We start from the raw sequence: 15,476 nt of genomic DNA on the forward strand, positions 1-15,476 counted from the left end.
GTGTCTTAGCTCAGACTTGAGGACCGGCGATGTCAGGTGCAGGTTGAGGTGGGCAGGATGCAGCCAGCGCAACGTCCAACAATAGCGGAGAACGGCGCATTCCTCAACAAGCGGGTGCCGGGCAGGCTGGCGCTGGCTGGCGAACTAGCTACCCATGCACACATGCTGGTCAACAGACTGGACCGTTTGGACCTTTCCGTCAAGGGAAACGCCGTCTTTAATGTGGAAAATACCCGCTGGGAGGCTTAGGCGCTGACCGTGGACGGGAACTGGCGGGTGGTCGGCGGCGCGGGGAGCGTGATGGCCCCGGCGCGGCCCATGACGATCGGCTGGCTCGGGACGTAGGTCCCGTCATTCGGGCTGCCATAGATGCCGTAGAGCGGATCGGTCGGCCCGTGGCCGGCATAGATGTCATTGATCCAGCCAGCGGCGAAGGTGCGCACCGCTTGTTTGGCTCCGGGCGGGGACGGCTTGACGATGATCGCGCTGGCAAGCTCGCCCAGCCACGCGAACCAGTTGTCACCCTGTATGACGTCGGTGTGTGAGCCGTTGTCGATCTGGACGCCGTAGAACTGATCGCCGTAGAAGGCCTGCATCAGTTTGGTGGCCACCCCGTAGGCGTTCCAGGGCTGGGGCGGAGCGGCGATCTGATAGTCCGGGATGCCGGCCGCCTGCAGCGCGGTCAGCGAATCAGTGAACAACGGATCCTGGGAGACGCCGTCGAACATCACCACACCGAGTAGGTTGTCGACCTGATCGGTTTGGGTGATCAGCGCCCCGACCGCAGTAGCGAAGTTCCCGCCCGCCGAGTGGCCGGTGAGCAGGAAATCCGTCGGGAGAGTGCCCCGAAGGCCCGCGGCATTGGCGCTGACATTCAGCGCCGAGCGGCTGCCTTGGAACATCTGTGCCACCGCTTCGCGCATCTGCTCCCCGCCGAGGTAGCAGCCTGGGCAGAACGGGGTGTCGAACCAGAAGATGTCCGGCACCACGACAATGCTGTTGGTCTCCTGGGCCAACTGCTGGGCCATGTCGCCGTACCAGTCGTTGAAGCCGAGGAAGCCGTGCTGCAGCCAGATGACGCCGTTGGCCTGCACGGTGCCGTCGGCCTGGGTCGGGAAGTACCAGTTGGCCGGGGCGGCGTAGCCGTTCGGGCCGCAGGGGATGTCCAGCACCGCGGAGCCGGTCCTCACCCCGGTGACGCCGTTGCCGACCCGAACCACGGGGGTGTTCGGGTCCAGGCCGTTGTCTCCACTGTTGACGGCCGGCGGAAGCTGGAATCCGAATAATCCGCCGACGGCGTCGATCACCCCTTTGACGATCCGGTCCACGAACGACAGCTGGTTGGCTTGCGCGGCCGGCAGCCCGATGGCGGCGGTGGGACCCATGATGATCTGCTGGTTGGATGCGGCGTAGAGGCCGTATTGCGGGGCATCGGGCGTCGCGCCGACGTACATGTCGTTGATCCAGCCGTTGCTCAACGTATAGACGGCGGCGGTGTTTCCGGCCGGCACAGCCCTGGTCACCAACTGCAGGACGATGTCGAAGATGGGGTTGACACCCAGCATGGAGTCGACGTGCGACCCGCCCTGCAGAACGACGCCGACGAAGTTGCCGGGCAGGGTCGCTGCGAGCACGTTGGTGGTCGCGCCGAACAGATTCCAACTCTGCGCCGGGGCGGCTATTTGGTAGATCGGCTTGCCCGCTGCGGCCAGCGCGGCCACCTGGTCGGCGAACGATCCGTCCAGCGCGCCGTTGGAGACGCCGTCGAACATCACCACGCCGACCAGGTCGGCGGGGTTGTACTGGGCATCGTCACCGCTGAGGTAGTCAGCGGCGACCGTAGCGGCGAACCCGCCGCCGGCGGAATGCCCTGCCAGCACGAAACGCTCCGGCAGCGCGGCACCGGTGAAGCCCGCGGCGAGTGCGCTACTCAGCAGCGTCGAGCGGTCCGGCCCGAGCAAGGCGGCCGCATCCTGCTCGGTTACCGCGCAGGTGAGGCAACCACCCGAGAAGGTGAACGGGATGGACGAGAGGGTGGGGGCCACGACGATGCTGTTGGTCTGCTGTGCCAGATCCATGGCCAGCGCCGAGTAAAAGGTATTGGTGGCGCCGAACCCGTGCTGCAGCCAGATGACACCTTGGGCGTCCACACTGCCGTCGGCCTGGGTCGGGAAGTACCAGTCGGCGGCGACGGTGTTGCCGATGAAGGCCCCGGGGATCTTCAGCCGGGAATGGCCGACCAGCACACCGGTCACACCGTTGGTCGGCGTTCCGGGCAACAGGACAGCTGACGTGGTGGCCGGCGCCGTCGGCGTCGTGGCGACTGCCGCGGCCTGGGTACGCGGTGCGATACCAAGACCGGACATCAGGTTGAGCACCGCGGCGGTGAGCGAACCGGATGCGGGAGCCGCAGTGGACGCGGATACGACGGTCGGGCTGCCGACCGAGGCGGTGATCTGGTCCGTTCGGACCTGAACGGCAGCGGCCGCCGCCGCCCGCCGGGACCTGCCGACCCCAGAGGTGGCCGGGACGCTGTCCGGTGTCGCGCTCACTGTTCCTGCGGCAGCATCGGGAACAGCGGTATCGGGGGCGACCGTGGCCGCGTCCCGGGCCCGCTGCTGGTCCGCGGCGCCCACTTTCTGGCGGCTCTGTGTCGTCTGTCCATTGCTTTGCCGGTCAAGCGTCGAGTGCGACGATCGCCCGCCGGACTTCGTGATGTCGGCGGGGGCGCCGGCCGTCCCTCGTGACACCCGGCTGCCGGCGCCGGTCGCCGTCGCACTCGCCGCCGCCGAAGCCGAAGCCGACGACGCGTGCTGGTTGCCGGAACCGCCGTTGTTGGCGTCGGCATGGGCCGCTCCGGCCCCTGTCACAAGCGCAGCGCCGAGCGCGAAAATCGCCGCACCGGTGCCTAACCAGACCTGCCGTCGCATCATCGCTGGCGTCACCGGGTTATCAGGCCGCGATGGCCGCTGTCGCGGCGGCAGGGTGGGTCGGCTGGACAATCGCGGCGGTCGAGCGCGGCGCGCCGCCGAATATCAGCGGCATGATGATGTCGGTCCACTTCTTCATCAGCTTCTCGATCGGTCCGAGCTGGCTGGCCAGCGGTGTGGGCAGCACCACCGCGGCGGCGTGGCCCATGATGATCGGCTGACCGGCGCTGCCGTAGATGCCGTACTGCGGGGCATCGGGGCCGGCGCCGACGTAGAAGTCGTTGATCCAGCCGGTGCTCAGCGTGTACACCGCTTGGGTATTACCGGCCGGCGAGCGCTTGGTAACCAGCTGCGCGAAGAAGTCCACAATCGGGTTACTGCCCAGCATCGAGTCGACGTGCGAGCCATTGACCAGGACGACGCCGTCGAACTGGCCCGGGCGCAGTGCCAGCAGCTCGTCGGTGGTAGTCCCGAAGGTGTTCCATATCTGGGCCGGCGCCGCGATCTGATAGACGGGGATGTCGAGGGTGTCCAGGCTGGCGATCGCCCGCGGCAGCGTGCCGTTCATGTTGACGCCGTCGTACATCACCACACCGAGCAGGTGGTTGACGTCTCCGGGTTGAAGATCGTCCACGTAGTAGCCGCCCACCGACGACGCGAACCCGCCGCCGGCGGAATGCCCGGCCAGAATGAAGTCCTCCGGCAGCGCCCCCTGGTAGCCGGCCTGGTTGGCGCTGATCGTCAATGCCGCGCGGCTGCCGAGGAACATGCTTGCGGCGGCTTTCTGCATCGACGTCCCATAGAGGGTGCAACCGCCACAGGTCAGCTGCGGGAAGGACGGCAGCGTAGGCACCACCACGATGGAGTTGGTGTCCTGGGCCAGCGTGGTGGCCAGCGCTGAGTAGTACGACTTATTGGCCAGGAAACCGTGCTGCAACCAGATGACCCCGTTGGCCTGCACCGAACCGTCGGCCTGGGTCGGGAAGTACCAGTCGGCAGGTGCGTTGAAGCCCCCGCTGACCGGGATCGTCAGCGTCGAGTGCCCGACCTTCACGCCGGTCACGCCGTTGGTGGCCGGCGGGGTGACCACCGACTCGGCCGCGCTCGACGAAGCCGCGGCGGGTCGCGCGCTGGTGCCGGTCGACGGCGCGGCCGCCGTCACAGGAGCCGTAGTCGTACCCGTGACACCGACGACGGACAGCACGTCGGCCAAGACCTTGGCTGGGGTGTTCGCAGCGCGCCGGGCAACGGCCGGCTGGGTGGCCGTGGCGGTCGATCTCGGGGTGCTCACCCTGGAGACGACGGCGGCGGGTGCGACACGGTTTCGACCCGTCGCGGCCGCGGCCGGCGACGAGCTGTTCGACGACGATTGCGAGGTGGACGTCCCTGAATGTTGGGCGCTGCCCCCGGTGTCGGCCGCCGCGGTGCCACTACCGGTCAGCAGGGCCGCGCCGATGCCGGCGAAGACGGCTACCGTCCCCCACCAGATCCGCCGGTCGCGTAACACCCAGCCTCCTCGTCGACGATCGCGCAAACGCTATCGGAGTGAGGGGTTGCTCGAACCCGTTTTTCCTCGAATAGGGACAGCTACATCAGCGAACAATCACAAAAGTTGCTGACGCACTGCGAATTTGGGCGGGTGAGCGCCCGTCCGTCACGGCCCCGAGGTCGGTTAGCTTCCGTCTTCGCCGGCGAAGGTGTGGGTGGGTAGCTTGTGGGTGCCTTCGAGGTCGTCGCGGATGGCTTCCTGGGCGGCTGGGGGCAGGGTGTGCAGGATCTGGCGGACGCGTTCTTGGCGGCGGCGCACAGCGTCACGTTCGGGGATACCAGGGGTGACCGTCAACTGCGGGGGCACACCCACGATTTCTTCGACACCACCATCATGATGACCGGCATCGACCATGGCCTGCTCCTCGGCCATGGTGGCCTCGTCCTTCTCCTCCGACATCCCGATCGGACCGATCCGGCGGCCGTTGAGGAACTGCCGCACCACCGGCTCATCAGAGGTCAACAACACCTCCCGCGGACCGAACATCACCAAATGCTTACGGAACAACATCCCGATGTTGTCGGGCACCGTACGAGCAATGTTGATGTTGTGCGTCACGATCAAAATCGTGCAATCGATCTGAGCATTGATATCAATCAACAACTGCGACAGATACGCCGTCCGCACCGGGTCCAGACCCGAGTCGGGCTCATCACACAAAATGATCTGCGGATCCAGCACCAACGACCGCGCCAACCCGGCCCGCTTACGCATACCACCAGAAATCTCACCAGGGAACTTGTTCTCATCCCCACCCAAACCCACCATGTCGAGCTTTTCCATCACGATCTGGCGGATCTCGGATTCCTTCTTCTTCGTATGCTCACGAAGCGGGAACGCGGTGTTATCGAACAGGTTCATCGACCCGAACAACGCACCATCCTGGAACATCACCCCGAACAGGGTGCGGATCTCGTAAAGCTCCTTGGCCGAGCACTCGATGATGTTGGTGCCATCAACGATGATCTTGCCCCGCTCCGGGCGCAACAAACCGATCAACGACTTCAAAAACACCGACTTACCCGTACCCGAAGGCCCCAACAACACACTGACCTCACCAGCGGGGATATCAAAGGTGACGTCCTCCCAGATCCGCTGGGAACCAAACGACTTCGTCAACCCCTCGACCTGAATACCAATACCCACGCCAGATCCTTCCGCGCCCACACTGGTCGGCCATCGCCGCGATGGCCTGTGGTTTGAGTCACTGTAGCGCACACCTATTGGCGCCAGTGAGTTTGTCTACCGAGCTGTGATCGGTGATCCCGACACCTCGTTGGCACCTCGTTGCCTGCATGGGGCCGGAATGACAAAATCCCCCGCGGGCCACGAGGGCCCGCGGGGGATTTCTGTGCAGAAAGACCTACTTGACGGTGACCGTCGCGCCGGCGGCCTCGAGCTTGGCCTTGGCGTCGTCGGCGGCGTCCTTGTTGACCTTCTCGAGCAGCGGCTTGGGAGCGCCGTCGACGAGGTCCTTGGCTTCCTTCAGACCCAGGCCGGAGACGATCTCGCGGACAACCTTGATGACGCCGATCTTCTTCTCGCCGGCACCCTCAAGGATGACGTCGAATTCCGACTGCTCCTCAGCGGCCTCGGCCGGGGCACCGGCGGCGGGGCCGGCAGCCGCAACGGCGACCGGAGCGGCGGCGGTGACGTCGAAGGTCTCCTCGAACTGCTTCACGAACTCAGAGAGCTCCAGCAGGGTCATTTCCTTGAACGCGTCGAGCAGTTCGTCGGTGGACAGCTTTGCCATGGTGATTCCTTATCTCGATATCTGGTGGTGGTTGGTATCAGGCGGCGGACTCTTCGCCAGCCTTCTTCTCTTGCAGAGCTGCGGCCAGGCGGGCGACCTGGGACGCGGGCGCCACGAACAGCGCCGCGGCCTGGGACTGCTTCGCCTTCATTGCGCCGGCCAGCTTGGACAGCAGCACCTCGCGCGACTCGAGATCAGCGATCTTCTCGACGTCGGAGACGGACAGCGCGCGACCGTCCATATAGCCGCCCTTGATGACCAGGGCCTTGTTTTCCTTGGCGAACTTCTTGATCGCCTTGGCAGCGTCGACGGGCTCGCCCTTGATGAACGCGATGGCGGTCGGTCCGGCGAACAGTTCGTCGAGGCCCTCGACACCGGCCTCGGACGCCGCACGCTTCACCAAGGTGTTCTTGGCGACGGTGTAGGTCGTCTCTTTGCCCAGTGACCTGCGCAGCTCGGCAAGGTTGGACACCGTCAGGCCGCGGTACTCGGTGACGACGGTGGCCGTCGCCTCCTTGAAACTCTCGGCGATGTCGGCGACCGCGGTGGCCTTGTCAGCCTTGGCCATGCTTGCCTCCTCGTGATGGTTGGGATGTCCACCACCGACGGGCGCAAAGGGCCGGAAATCACGAACGCCCCGACACAGGACAGGTCGGGGCGCAGAAGAATACTGTTACCTCGTCCTCCTGCGTGGGCCGCCGGGATAAACCCGGACCTTCAACCGATTGCTCGGTGACCGACGGTCTTCGGTGGAACTGGCCAAGGATAGCGTGCGCTCCGACTGAACTCCTAATTCAGCCGCGCAACAGGGCGGCCGCTCCGACCAGCCCGGCCTCGCCGCCCAGAGCCGCGGGCACCACCCGGAGCCCAGACAAGAAGTCCAGTCGGGCATAGTTCGTCAGCTCCGCCCGCAGCGGGTCGAATAACAGCGGACCGGCCTGGGCCACGCCACCGCCGATGACGACGAGGTCCAGGTCGCAGACGGCGCCCACCGACGCGATCATCGCCGCGATCGCGCGCGCCCCACGGTGAAATGCCCGCAGCGCGGTGGCATTTCCAGACGCAGCCGCATCGGCAAGTTCCTTGGCGTCGGCGCCCGCCCAGCCCTGGGTCCGCGCCCAGGCGGCCAGGTGCGGCCCACTGGCGATTGCCTCAACGCAGCCGCGGGCACCGCAGACACACGCCGGCCCGTCGGGGTCGACGATGACGTGCCCGACGTGGCCGGCGTTGCCCGTCCGCCCGTGATACGGCGCACCTTCCAGGACCAGTCCGCCACCGATGCCGGTCGACACCACCATGCCGAGCAGGAACGCCGCGCCTTGTCCGGCTCCGCGCCAGTGTTCCCCGAGCGTCATGCACAGCCCGTCACCGGCCAGCCGCACCGGCACGCCGGGGACGGCGGCAGCCACTCGCTCACGAACGGGGAAGTCGCGCCACGCGGGAATGTTGACCGGGCTGGTGGTTCCGCCGGGTAGGTGGATAGGGCCTGCCGAGGAGACCCCGACGCCGTCGACCGTGCCCCCGGCCGCGGTAAGGGCGTCGGTGATCGCCCGCTGGGCGGCAGCCCACACTTGTTCGGGGTCGTCGCTGTGCGGGGTGGGCTGGCGGGTCTCGTACTGCAGCCGCCCGTCGGCGTCGACGAGCCCGGCGGCGATCTTGGTGCCGCCGATGTCCAGGGCCAGGATGCGGTTCGCCGTCATCAGTGTTTGTGGGTGTTGTCGGGCTGGCGTGGGTCGCCGGGATGCTCGTAGCCGGGCGCCAGCCACACCAGGTCGGCGCGGCGCTGGTCGAGCCACAATCGGAACCGGTGACGCCGGGCGGCCCCGCGAAGATGAGCGACGATCAACGGCCGCACCTCAGCCAAATCCGGCTCGGAAGCCACCCGCCAGCCACCCGCGCCCGCAAAACGGAGGAAGCGGCGCGGGTTGCGCGCGTGGAAGTCGACGACGGTGTCGTCGTCGATGTCCACCCCGCTGGTGACGTGGGCGAACACGGCCCGGGCAACCGGGTCGGCCAACACCGCCGCCGCGATGCTGCCGATCTCCAATCGTGCCGTCGGCTCGGGCAGCAGGTCGTCCTCGCTCGGCGTCTCCGCGGTGACGGTGACGCCGAGAGTTTCCGCCTCCCGGGCCACCAGTTTCTCGGCCACCATGAGCTGGGTGAGCCAGCGCCGCAATTGACGGCCCTCGCTCGTGTGTGGTCGGGGCAGTGCCGCGACCTGCGGCGCCGCCCGCAGCGCCGCCTCGCGGGCGTCAACCTCGCCGACGTCCACGCTCACCCCGGCGACGGTGGCCGCGACGGTCATCGGACCGTCACCGCCACGGCCGGGGTGTACAGCAGCCGGCCTGCGCAGCCGACTCGAATCAGCGCCCACCACCGTCCTGGCTTCAGCCAGGGTGGCGGGGCGATGTCGAAGGCCACCTCGACGGTCGACCGGGCACTGACAACCGCTCCGCACGCCGACGGCCCGATCCACTCCCACGTTCCCCACGGACTGATGAGGTGTGCCTCCAGTGCCAGGTCGGCGTGGGCTGCGCTGCCGACGGTGACGGCAACGCGGGCACGCTCCCCGGGTGCGACGACGACCTCGGTGGGCTCGGTGACCAAGCGCACCAGCGGCTGATCCGGCGTGCCGACCGAGACCACGCACACATCCTCGACGGGTTGCCGCCACGCCGCGGGCACGTCCCCGGTCAGGGTGAGCTGCGCGCGGACCGGATAGTCCCCGGGCGATGCGACGGGCGGCACGCTGACGACGATCTCGGCTTCGCGGTGGTGCCCGGTGGGCAATTCGAACGACAGCACGTCGGGGTCGACCGTCCAGCCGCGCGGGCCACGCAGCCGCACCTCCCCGACCAGCGTCGCGTCGCTGCAGTCGCTGGCCGCGGTCATTCGCAGCCGCAGCCGGTCACCGGGTTGCGCGGTGACGGCCTCGGGATGCAGATGGGCCACGGCAGGCAAGCCGCCCAGCGGCGCTGGGCCGCGGTTGTGCAGCCAGTAGCGGGCGTATAGCGGCTGGGCGTTCTCGGCCTCGGGTGCCAGGGCCGCGCCGTCGGCATCGAGCACGGCATGGGAGTCGAGCCGGGCCAGCAGGGTCGCGATCTGGTACCCGTGCAGCCGCAGCGGCGGCTCACCGTTACCCCGCGCAGTCTCCAGCAGGTCGGCCGACACCACCGCCGAGACCCTGCCCACGTCGGAGGAGATGTTGACTTCGGTTGTGGTTCCCCGGGTTTCGACCAGCCGGATAGTGACGTCCTCGGGGTCTACCGCGGCGGAGCTACCGGTGGCGGTGGGATTACCGCCAATCTTGAGCGCCGCGAGGCTGACCGCGCCGGCAGGTTCGATACGCAGCAGAGACCCGTCGGGGGCCAGCGCGCCGCTGCCTTCGCCGGCCACGACGCATACCATCGGGTGGTTGAATTCCGCACTGCGGGAGGTTATTTCAGCATCTCGCCAGTCACCTCCTCCCGATATCAGTGCGAAGTCGAAGGTGTGGGTCCAGTGCTGCAGCTGGAAGTTCGACCCGTCCGGCGTCTTGCGTTGCGGCGGATCGATCCACACGCCAGACGGCCAGCCGGTGCAGGAGCGCATCAGTGAGCTGTGCAACGTCTGATCGGGTTCGACAGCGAAGCCGGGGACGCCGCGGTTGAGCAGGGCGACGGTATGCGATTCGAACTCGCCCATGCCTGACGGTGCATCCTGGGTGACGTCGATCTGCGCGTCGTCGAGGTCTTCAGCCAGAGCGCTGACAGCGTCAACCAGCCCGTCGACCCGGCGGCCGGCGACGATGAGTACCGGCAAGGCGAGCACGTCACGCAAGTCGGCGTCGGGCTGCCATATTTCGGCCAGCGGGCGGGTGGCGGGCACCCATACCCGCGCCTGCCCGGTGGCCGCGAGCTGGCGGTGCAGTTCTGCGGTGTAGGCGTGGTCGGCGGAAGCCAACACCGCGGCGGTGAAGGCGTTGTCGTCGGGACCGCCCAACGCAATTCGGGCGTCGGGCAGGTTGGAGTCGACGTCGAGATGGCCGTAGCGCGGGTGCTGGGCGCTACTGCACGTAGCGGTCACCCCGGCCCGTACCAACGCCACCATCAGTTCGCGGGCGCTAGGGGTGTCCTCGGCCGGCACCACGACCTCGGCCACCGACACCGCCCGGACGCCCGACCCGACATGGATCCGTGCCGCCGAGGACAGTCCGAACCAACCGTGCGCCGGGTTGTCCAGTGTCCATGGGTGTTCGGCGGAGTCGACTGCGTGGCCCTCGCCTGAGGCATGGTCGTGCAGCAGTCCGAACCCACGTCCGATGACGGCGTCGCCGACCTCGCTGACCGGCAGCGCCCCGGGGATCGGGCAGGGCCAGCGCAGCCGAAGTAGCCGGTCGGCACCGGTGAACTCGTCGATGGTGGTGCTGGTGTCCACCCGGTCGATGCCGTGCCACAGGGTCAGCACCTGGGTGTAGCGCAGTAGCTCGCCGATGTGGCCGGTCACGATCAACCGCTCGCCCAGTGGGCTGCGGAACGCCTGGACCGAATCCGCTTGGGCTGCACTCGAACACGTCACCGGTCCGGTCGGCAGCAGATGCCACGGCCCCTCCCCCGCCTTCGGGTGGGCCGGATATTCGTCGTAGACGGCCAGCTCGTTGCCGACCCGGCCGTCGGCGATCAATTCACGATCGCCCGACAACTCGACCAGGGAATCCACCGCGCCGCCGCGCGCGGGGTCCACCCGTAGCCGGTGATACTCGTTGGCGATCGCAACCCCGTCGACGGCCTGCCACCCGGTGGGACCATCGGCCGCCACCAGCCGGTAGCTGCGCCAGCCCAGCGAGTCGACGCCCTCGGCGAGCCAGCTCACCAGATGACCGTCGTCGGACACCACCGCGGGGCTGGTCACACCGTCCGCATCGAGCACCGAAACTCCCGGACCAATGGGCGCCGCCAACTTTGCGGTCACGATATCGGTTCTCTTGTGTGCCAACGGGTTCCACACCACCACCGATCCAGGCTCTGCCGCCGCGGCCCGCGACAGCAGTTGCAGTGCACTCGACCGCGCGCCCGAGCCGAGCTCCCACGCGTCGCGCCAACTGGTCAACAAGTCGAGGTACACCTGGTCGGATTCCGATCCGGTGATGCCGTCGTGGTGAGCGCCGTACGCCAGCTGAACCCATGCCTTGGCCAGCGCTGCCTCCGGGTAATGCGCCCCGGTGAGCAAGGCCGCGAACACCGCGAATCGTTCGGCACCGAGCACCGCGTCCTCGGCGGCGCGGTTGGCCTGCTTGGTGTCGATATAGGAGACGTCCTTGCCGGTGTAGATCGGGTTCATGTCGCGGGTCTGCGGTGACGGCGCCAGTCCGCGTTGCGACGTTTCGTCGCGCACGGCGGCAAAGAACTCCGCCGGTAGCGCGCAGACGAACCGCGGCCAGCAATACCGGGTGTTCCAGTCCCGGTGGATCTCGGTGACCCAGGCGTTGGGCGGGGTATAGTCGGTGCCGACCGGCAGCAGCACGTTGCGGGTCAGCGCCACCGATTTCAGCTCCGAGAACAGCTGATACGTGGCCTGCTCGGCGTCGGCCAGCGATGCCGCGGAATCCATCCACCAGCCGGCCGAGTAGTGCGCCGGCATGTAGTGGGTCAGCAGGCCGAGCCCTGACGGGGCGATCCACTCGAATTCGCTGCGGAATTGCATGCGCCTCGGGTCACCGTTGTCGGCCATCGGCCCCCACTGGTGGTGCGGCCCGCGGGCCCACGAACTCGACGTCAGGCCCGCATCGGCGGCCATCCCGGGGAACTGCGGATCGTGGCCGAACACGTCGAGCTGCCAGGCGGTGGCGGGGTCGGCACCCAAGACGTCACGCTGGAAGCCGACGCCGTGCACGAAGTTGCGGATCGCGGTCTCCGCACCGACCAGGTTGGTGTTGGGCTCGTTGTAGGTACCGCCCATCACCTCCACTCGCCCGTCTGCGATGAACCGACGCAGATCGGCGCGGTCCTCGGGGTGGGTGTCGAAATAGGGTTTGAGGTAGTCGACTTCAGCGAGCACGAACTTGTAATCCGGGTCGCGGCGGGCCATCTCGAGGTGGGCGGCCACCAACGCAAACCCGTTGTTCTGCCGGGCCCGCCCGGGCGGGTCCTCGGTCCACAGACTGGTGTAGGCACCCTGGGTGTTCCACCACACCGGGTCGTAGTGGAAGTGGCTGATCATGTACATCGTCCAGCCCGGCTCGGCGACGACGAACTCGAATGGGAAGTCCGCGCCAACGCGGGCCGTCCGCCGCTGGCCGGGCACAGCCTGCTCGACGCGCACCGGAATCTCGACGACTCCGTCGCCGGGTGTCAACGCAACGTCGTCGGATTGCAGCCCGTCGCCGAAGACCCGCACGGTGTCCGCTTCGCCGGCGCCGCCGTAGCCGATTCGGACCACCTGCAGTGGCGCATCGGGCGGGCCGACGAAGAGCTCCGTCGACTCCGCGGAGGTAACCCGCACGCCAGCAATGTACGGCCCAGCGATCGCTCACCGGAGCGACACGTCGATGACGAGCGGGCGATGATCGGAGATCGGCAGAGCAGGTGTGCACACGTCGGTGGCCACCAAGTCGTCATGGTCGATGAGGATGTGGTCGAGCTGACGGTCCGGATAGTGCAGCGGAAACGTCGGCGCGGCTGCCAACGGACGCAGCCCGGTGCGCCGGCCCCGGGCGGGCGCCGACATGTTCAGGTCGCCCATCAACACCCGCGGCCCAGGCAGGCCGCGCAGATCACGGATGAGCCGCTTGAGCTGCACATGGTTCCAGCCGGGCACGAACGACAGGTGCGTGTTGGCCACGGTCATCACTCCGAGCGGGGTATCGAGCTGAACCGCCATTGCCGCTCGGGGCTCCTCATGGAGGATCTGCACCCGACGGGCGCCAGGCAGGTACACCGGTAACGGCACGGGGATTCGGGGCAGCCGCAGCTCCTGCCACGAGATCGCCGGATATCTCGACAGCAGGGCGATCCCGTACGCGGCGGTGCCCGGTTGTTCGGCGCCGGTGGCGGCCATCCACGTCGCCCCCGGGGTGCCGGCGATGGCGGCTACGAATCGATGCGAGACGGCGTCCATCGCCGCCGCGGCGATCGCGGTGAGATCAGCCAGCGACGAGCGCGGCTGGCCGACGTCAACCTCCTGCAGCGCCAGAACATCGACATCCAGGCGACGAATGCACGCCGATAATCGCTCCAGACTCACCTGGCCGTCGTCCACGCTGCGCCCGTGCAAGATGTTGAAGGTGGCCATGCGCATGGGTACTGGGTACCCGTGTCGGCTCCGGGTCACCGCCTGACGGCGGCAGCCAGTAGCGCCGACATCGCGAGCGCACCGTCGGCGACCTCCTCGGGTTCGAGCACCTCGAAGGCAACCCCTGGCATGGCCAGATACAGCACCAGCGTCTTCGGGTCATCCGTCCCGGCGGCGACGACGCAGGTGTCGGGTCCGTCATCCTCGATGCTCACCGACGTCAGTGAAAAATGCTGGGCTATAACAGTTTTGGCGGCATGATAACGAACCCTGGCGACGTAGCGGTACGGCGAGGTGGTGATGGCACGCCGGACGTAGGCGGCGGCGTCGGGCGCCGGCCGGGCGGTGAAGGTGGTTCCCCTCGCACGTACCTGCGCCATCCGGTCCAGCCGCAGGCTGCGCCAGTCGTCGCGGTCGCGGTCGTAGGTCAGCAGATACCACCGCCGCCCGGTGGTGACCATTTGATACGGCTCGAGGCGGCGGCTGGTCGGTGAGCCGGCCCGGTCGACGTAGTCCACGTCGACGTGCTCGCGGTCGCGGCAGGCCCGCGCCAGCGTCATCAGGACCTCGGGATCCACTGGCGAGTCCGCCTCGAGTGCCAGCGTGACCGTGGCGTCGTGCACGGCCGCGACCTGCGAGCGCAGTCGCGCGGGCATCACCTGGTCCATTTTGGTCAGGGCGCGCAGTGCGGCCTCGCCGACGCCTGCGACGCTGCCCCCGGCGGCGAGGCGCAGGCATACCGCCATCGCGACGGCCTCGTCGGCGTCGAGGAGCAACGGCGGCAGCGCGGCACCGGCGCCGAGCTGATAGCCGCCGCCGTGGCCGGTGCTGGCGTGGACGGGGTAACCGAGTTCACGTAGCCGTTCGACGTCGCGGCGCACGCTGCGGGTGGTCACGCCGAGCCGTTCGGAGAGCTCCTTGCCCGACCAGACCCGCCGCGATTGCAACAGGCCGAGCAGTTGCAGCACCCGGCTCGTCGTCGGTGACATGACGTCAGTGTCGCGCATTCTGCGGACAGAAACTGTCCGCAACTCATGAAAGCCTTCGGATATGACCTGGACAGCCCGGAGTGCCGATCAGCTGGATTGGCATTGGCGCAACGTCCTGCGGCCCGGTCTGGCCGGCCTGACCGACGACGAGTACTTCGGGGAGCCGGTGAATGGATGTTGGACGGTGCACCGCGATGGCGCCGTGCGGGCCGGCCGAGGGCCTTATGCCGACTGCGCGCTGTCTGAGGTCAGAAGTGCACATCAGCCGTGAAGTCATCCAGCACGGGGCCGAAATCGCTTGTCTGCGTGATCTATACATCCATCAGTAGAGAGAAGGACCATCATGCCCACCCTTGCCCCACCTGTCCGCGACGAGCGGGAGGCCTTGCGCGAGTTCCTCGCCTACCAGCAGAGCGCGTTCGTCGCCGTCACCTACGGACTGACCGACGAGCAAGCCCGGTCCACCCCGACGGTCAGCACGCTGTCGATCGGCGGACTGATCAAACACGTGACCGGGGTGCAGCGCGACTGGATGGGGCGAGTCGCCGCGGCACCGCACGAGCCACCGGCCGACGACCGCCCGTTCGAGGAACGGGCCGCGGAGTATCAGGACGAATACGTGATGCGGCCCGACGAGACATTAGCGCAGCTCCTGGACGCATTGACCACCCAAAACGCTGCTTCGTTACGGCTGGTGGAGACTGCCGATCTGGACGCCGCGGTGCCCGTGCCACGCGATGCGCCGTGGTTCCCCAGCGATGTCGACGCGTGGTCGGTGCGATGGGTGTTCGCACACCTGCTCACCGAGCTGGCCCGGCACGCCGGTCACGCCGACATCATCCGCGAAAGCCTAGATGGTGCAACCATGTACGAGCTTGTCGCGGCGGCCGAGGGCATGGAACCGCAACCGTGGCTGACGCCGTGGCAACCTAAAACGTGAGGTGAACACGCCGTTGTGACCGGCATCGCTGCGGCACCGGAAAATT

The 15,476-nt window shown here is 67.6% G+C and carries 12 protein-coding genes and 1 pseudogene; 3 read left to right on the forward strand and 10 right to left on the reverse strand.

The window, feature by feature from the left end; genetic code table 11:
• The first annotated feature begins 57 nt into the window (after window positions 1–57).
• A complete protein-coding gene (locus G6N38_RS06110; protein ID WP_163746714.1) occupies window positions 58–249 on the forward strand; it encodes a hypothetical protein in 192 nt (63 codons plus the stop codon).
• Here G6N38_RS06110 and G6N38_RS06115 read toward each other — a convergent pair.
• From G6N38_RS06115 to G6N38_RS06160, 10 genes are all read right to left on the reverse strand, one after another.
• Entirely contained in the window at window positions 246–2,870 is a 2,625-nt protein-coding gene (locus tag G6N38_RS06115; RefSeq protein WP_163746715.1) for an alpha/beta hydrolase family protein, read from the reverse strand. The genes G6N38_RS06110 and G6N38_RS06115 overlap by 4 nt on opposite strands.
• Window positions 2,871–2,952: 82 nt before the next feature.
• Entirely contained in the window at window positions 2,953–4,437 is a 1,485-nt protein-coding gene (locus G6N38_RS06120; protein ID WP_163746716.1) for an alpha/beta hydrolase, read from the reverse strand.
• Window positions 4,438–4,602: 165 nt separating this feature from the next.
• Window positions 4,603–5,625: an ABC transporter ATP-binding protein gene (locus G6N38_RS06125; protein WP_179968487.1), complete on the reverse strand. Its 1,023-nt coding sequence runs from the start codon at window positions 5,623–5,625 to the stop codon at window positions 4,603–4,605.
• A 217-nt stretch (window positions 5,626–5,842) separates the two neighbouring features.
• Entirely contained in the window at window positions 5,843–6,232 is a 390-nt protein-coding gene (gene rplL, locus G6N38_RS06130) for a 50S ribosomal protein L7/L12 (protein ID WP_163746718.1), read from the reverse strand.
• A gap of 37 nt (window positions 6,233–6,269) precedes the next feature.
• Complete coding sequence (rplJ, locus tag G6N38_RS06135) at window positions 6,270–6,800, reverse strand: 50S ribosomal protein L10 (RefSeq protein WP_163746719.1); 531 nt, start codon at window positions 6,798–6,800, stop codon at window positions 6,270–6,272.
• Window positions 6,801–7,026: 226 nt separating this feature from the next.
• The gene (locus G6N38_RS06140) at window positions 7,027–7,932 is read right to left on the reverse strand and encodes an ROK family protein (RefSeq protein ID WP_163746720.1); all 906 of its coding nucleotides are present in this window, start codon (window positions 7,930–7,932) and stop codon (window positions 7,027–7,029) included.
• Window positions 7,932–8,537 (reverse strand): DUF7158 domain-containing protein, encoded by a 606-nt coding sequence (locus tag G6N38_RS06145; RefSeq protein WP_163746721.1) that lies wholly within the window; start codon window positions 8,535–8,537, stop codon window positions 7,932–7,934. The genes G6N38_RS06140 and G6N38_RS06145 overlap by 1 nt, the downstream gene beginning before the upstream one ends.
• Window positions 8,534–12,712 (reverse strand): glycoside hydrolase family 38 N-terminal domain-containing protein, encoded by a 4,179-nt coding sequence (locus G6N38_RS06150; RefSeq protein WP_163746722.1) that lies wholly within the window; start codon window positions 12,710–12,712, stop codon window positions 8,534–8,536. The genes G6N38_RS06145 and G6N38_RS06150 overlap by 4 nt, the downstream gene beginning before the upstream one ends.
• 27 nt (window positions 12,713–12,739) lie before the next feature.
• On the reverse strand, window positions 12,740–13,507 hold the full coding sequence (locus G6N38_RS06155; RefSeq protein ID WP_163746723.1) for an endonuclease/exonuclease/phosphatase family protein: 768 nt from the start codon (window positions 13,505–13,507) through the stop codon (window positions 12,740–12,742).
• A 29-nt stretch (window positions 13,508–13,536) separates the two neighbouring features.
• Window positions 13,537–14,490, reverse strand: coding sequence for a helix-turn-helix transcriptional regulator (locus tag G6N38_RS06160; RefSeq protein WP_163746724.1), 954 nt, complete (start codon window positions 14,488–14,490; stop codon window positions 13,537–13,539).
• A 61-nt stretch (window positions 14,491–14,551) separates the two neighbouring features.
• Here G6N38_RS06160 and G6N38_RS06165 point away from each other — a divergent pair.
• Window positions 14,552–14,819, forward strand: a pseudogene (locus G6N38_RS06165) (hypothetical protein).
• Between the two features lie 14 nt (window positions 14,820–14,833).
• Complete coding sequence (locus G6N38_RS06170) at window positions 14,834–15,430, forward strand: DinB family protein (RefSeq protein ID WP_163746725.1); 597 nt, start codon at window positions 14,834–14,836, stop codon at window positions 15,428–15,430.
• Window positions 15,431–15,476: the final 46 nt, after the last annotated feature.

It is taken from the genome of Mycolicibacterium helvum, from assembly GCF_010731895.1.
GTDB lineage: Bacteria > Actinomycetota > Actinomycetes > Mycobacteriales > Mycobacteriaceae > Mycobacterium > Mycobacterium helvum.

Excerpts from the sequence above, each read along its gene's own strand:
- G6N38_RS06110 (WP_163746714.1), top strand. The coding sequence starts at position 58 with ATGCAGCCAGCGCAACGTCCAACAATAGCGGAGAACGGCGCATTCCTC.
- rplL (WP_163746718.1), bottom strand. The coding sequence starts at position 6,232 with ATGGCAAAGCTGTCCACCGACGAACTGCTCGACGCGTTCAAGGAAATG.
- rplJ (WP_163746719.1), bottom strand. The coding sequence starts at position 6,800 with ATGGCCAAGGCTGACAAGGCCACCGCGGTCGCCGACATCGCCGAGAGT.
- G6N38_RS06140 (WP_163746720.1), bottom strand. The coding sequence starts at position 7,932 with ATGACGGCGAACCGCATCCTGGCCCTGGACATCGGCGGCACCAAGATC.
- G6N38_RS06145 (WP_163746721.1), bottom strand. The coding sequence starts at position 8,537 with ATGACCGTCGCGGCCACCGTCGCCGGGGTGAGCGTGGACGTCGGCGAG.
- G6N38_RS06155 (WP_163746723.1), bottom strand. The coding sequence starts at position 13,507 with ATGCGCATGGCCACCTTCAACATCTTGCACGGGCGCAGCGTGGACGAC.
- G6N38_RS06160 (WP_163746724.1), bottom strand. The coding sequence starts at position 14,490 with ATGTCACCGACGACGAGCCGGGTGCTGCAACTGCTCGGCCTGTTGCAA.
- G6N38_RS06170 (WP_163746725.1), top strand. The coding sequence starts at position 14,834 with ATGCCCACCCTTGCCCCACCTGTCCGCGACGAGCGGGAGGCCTTGCGC.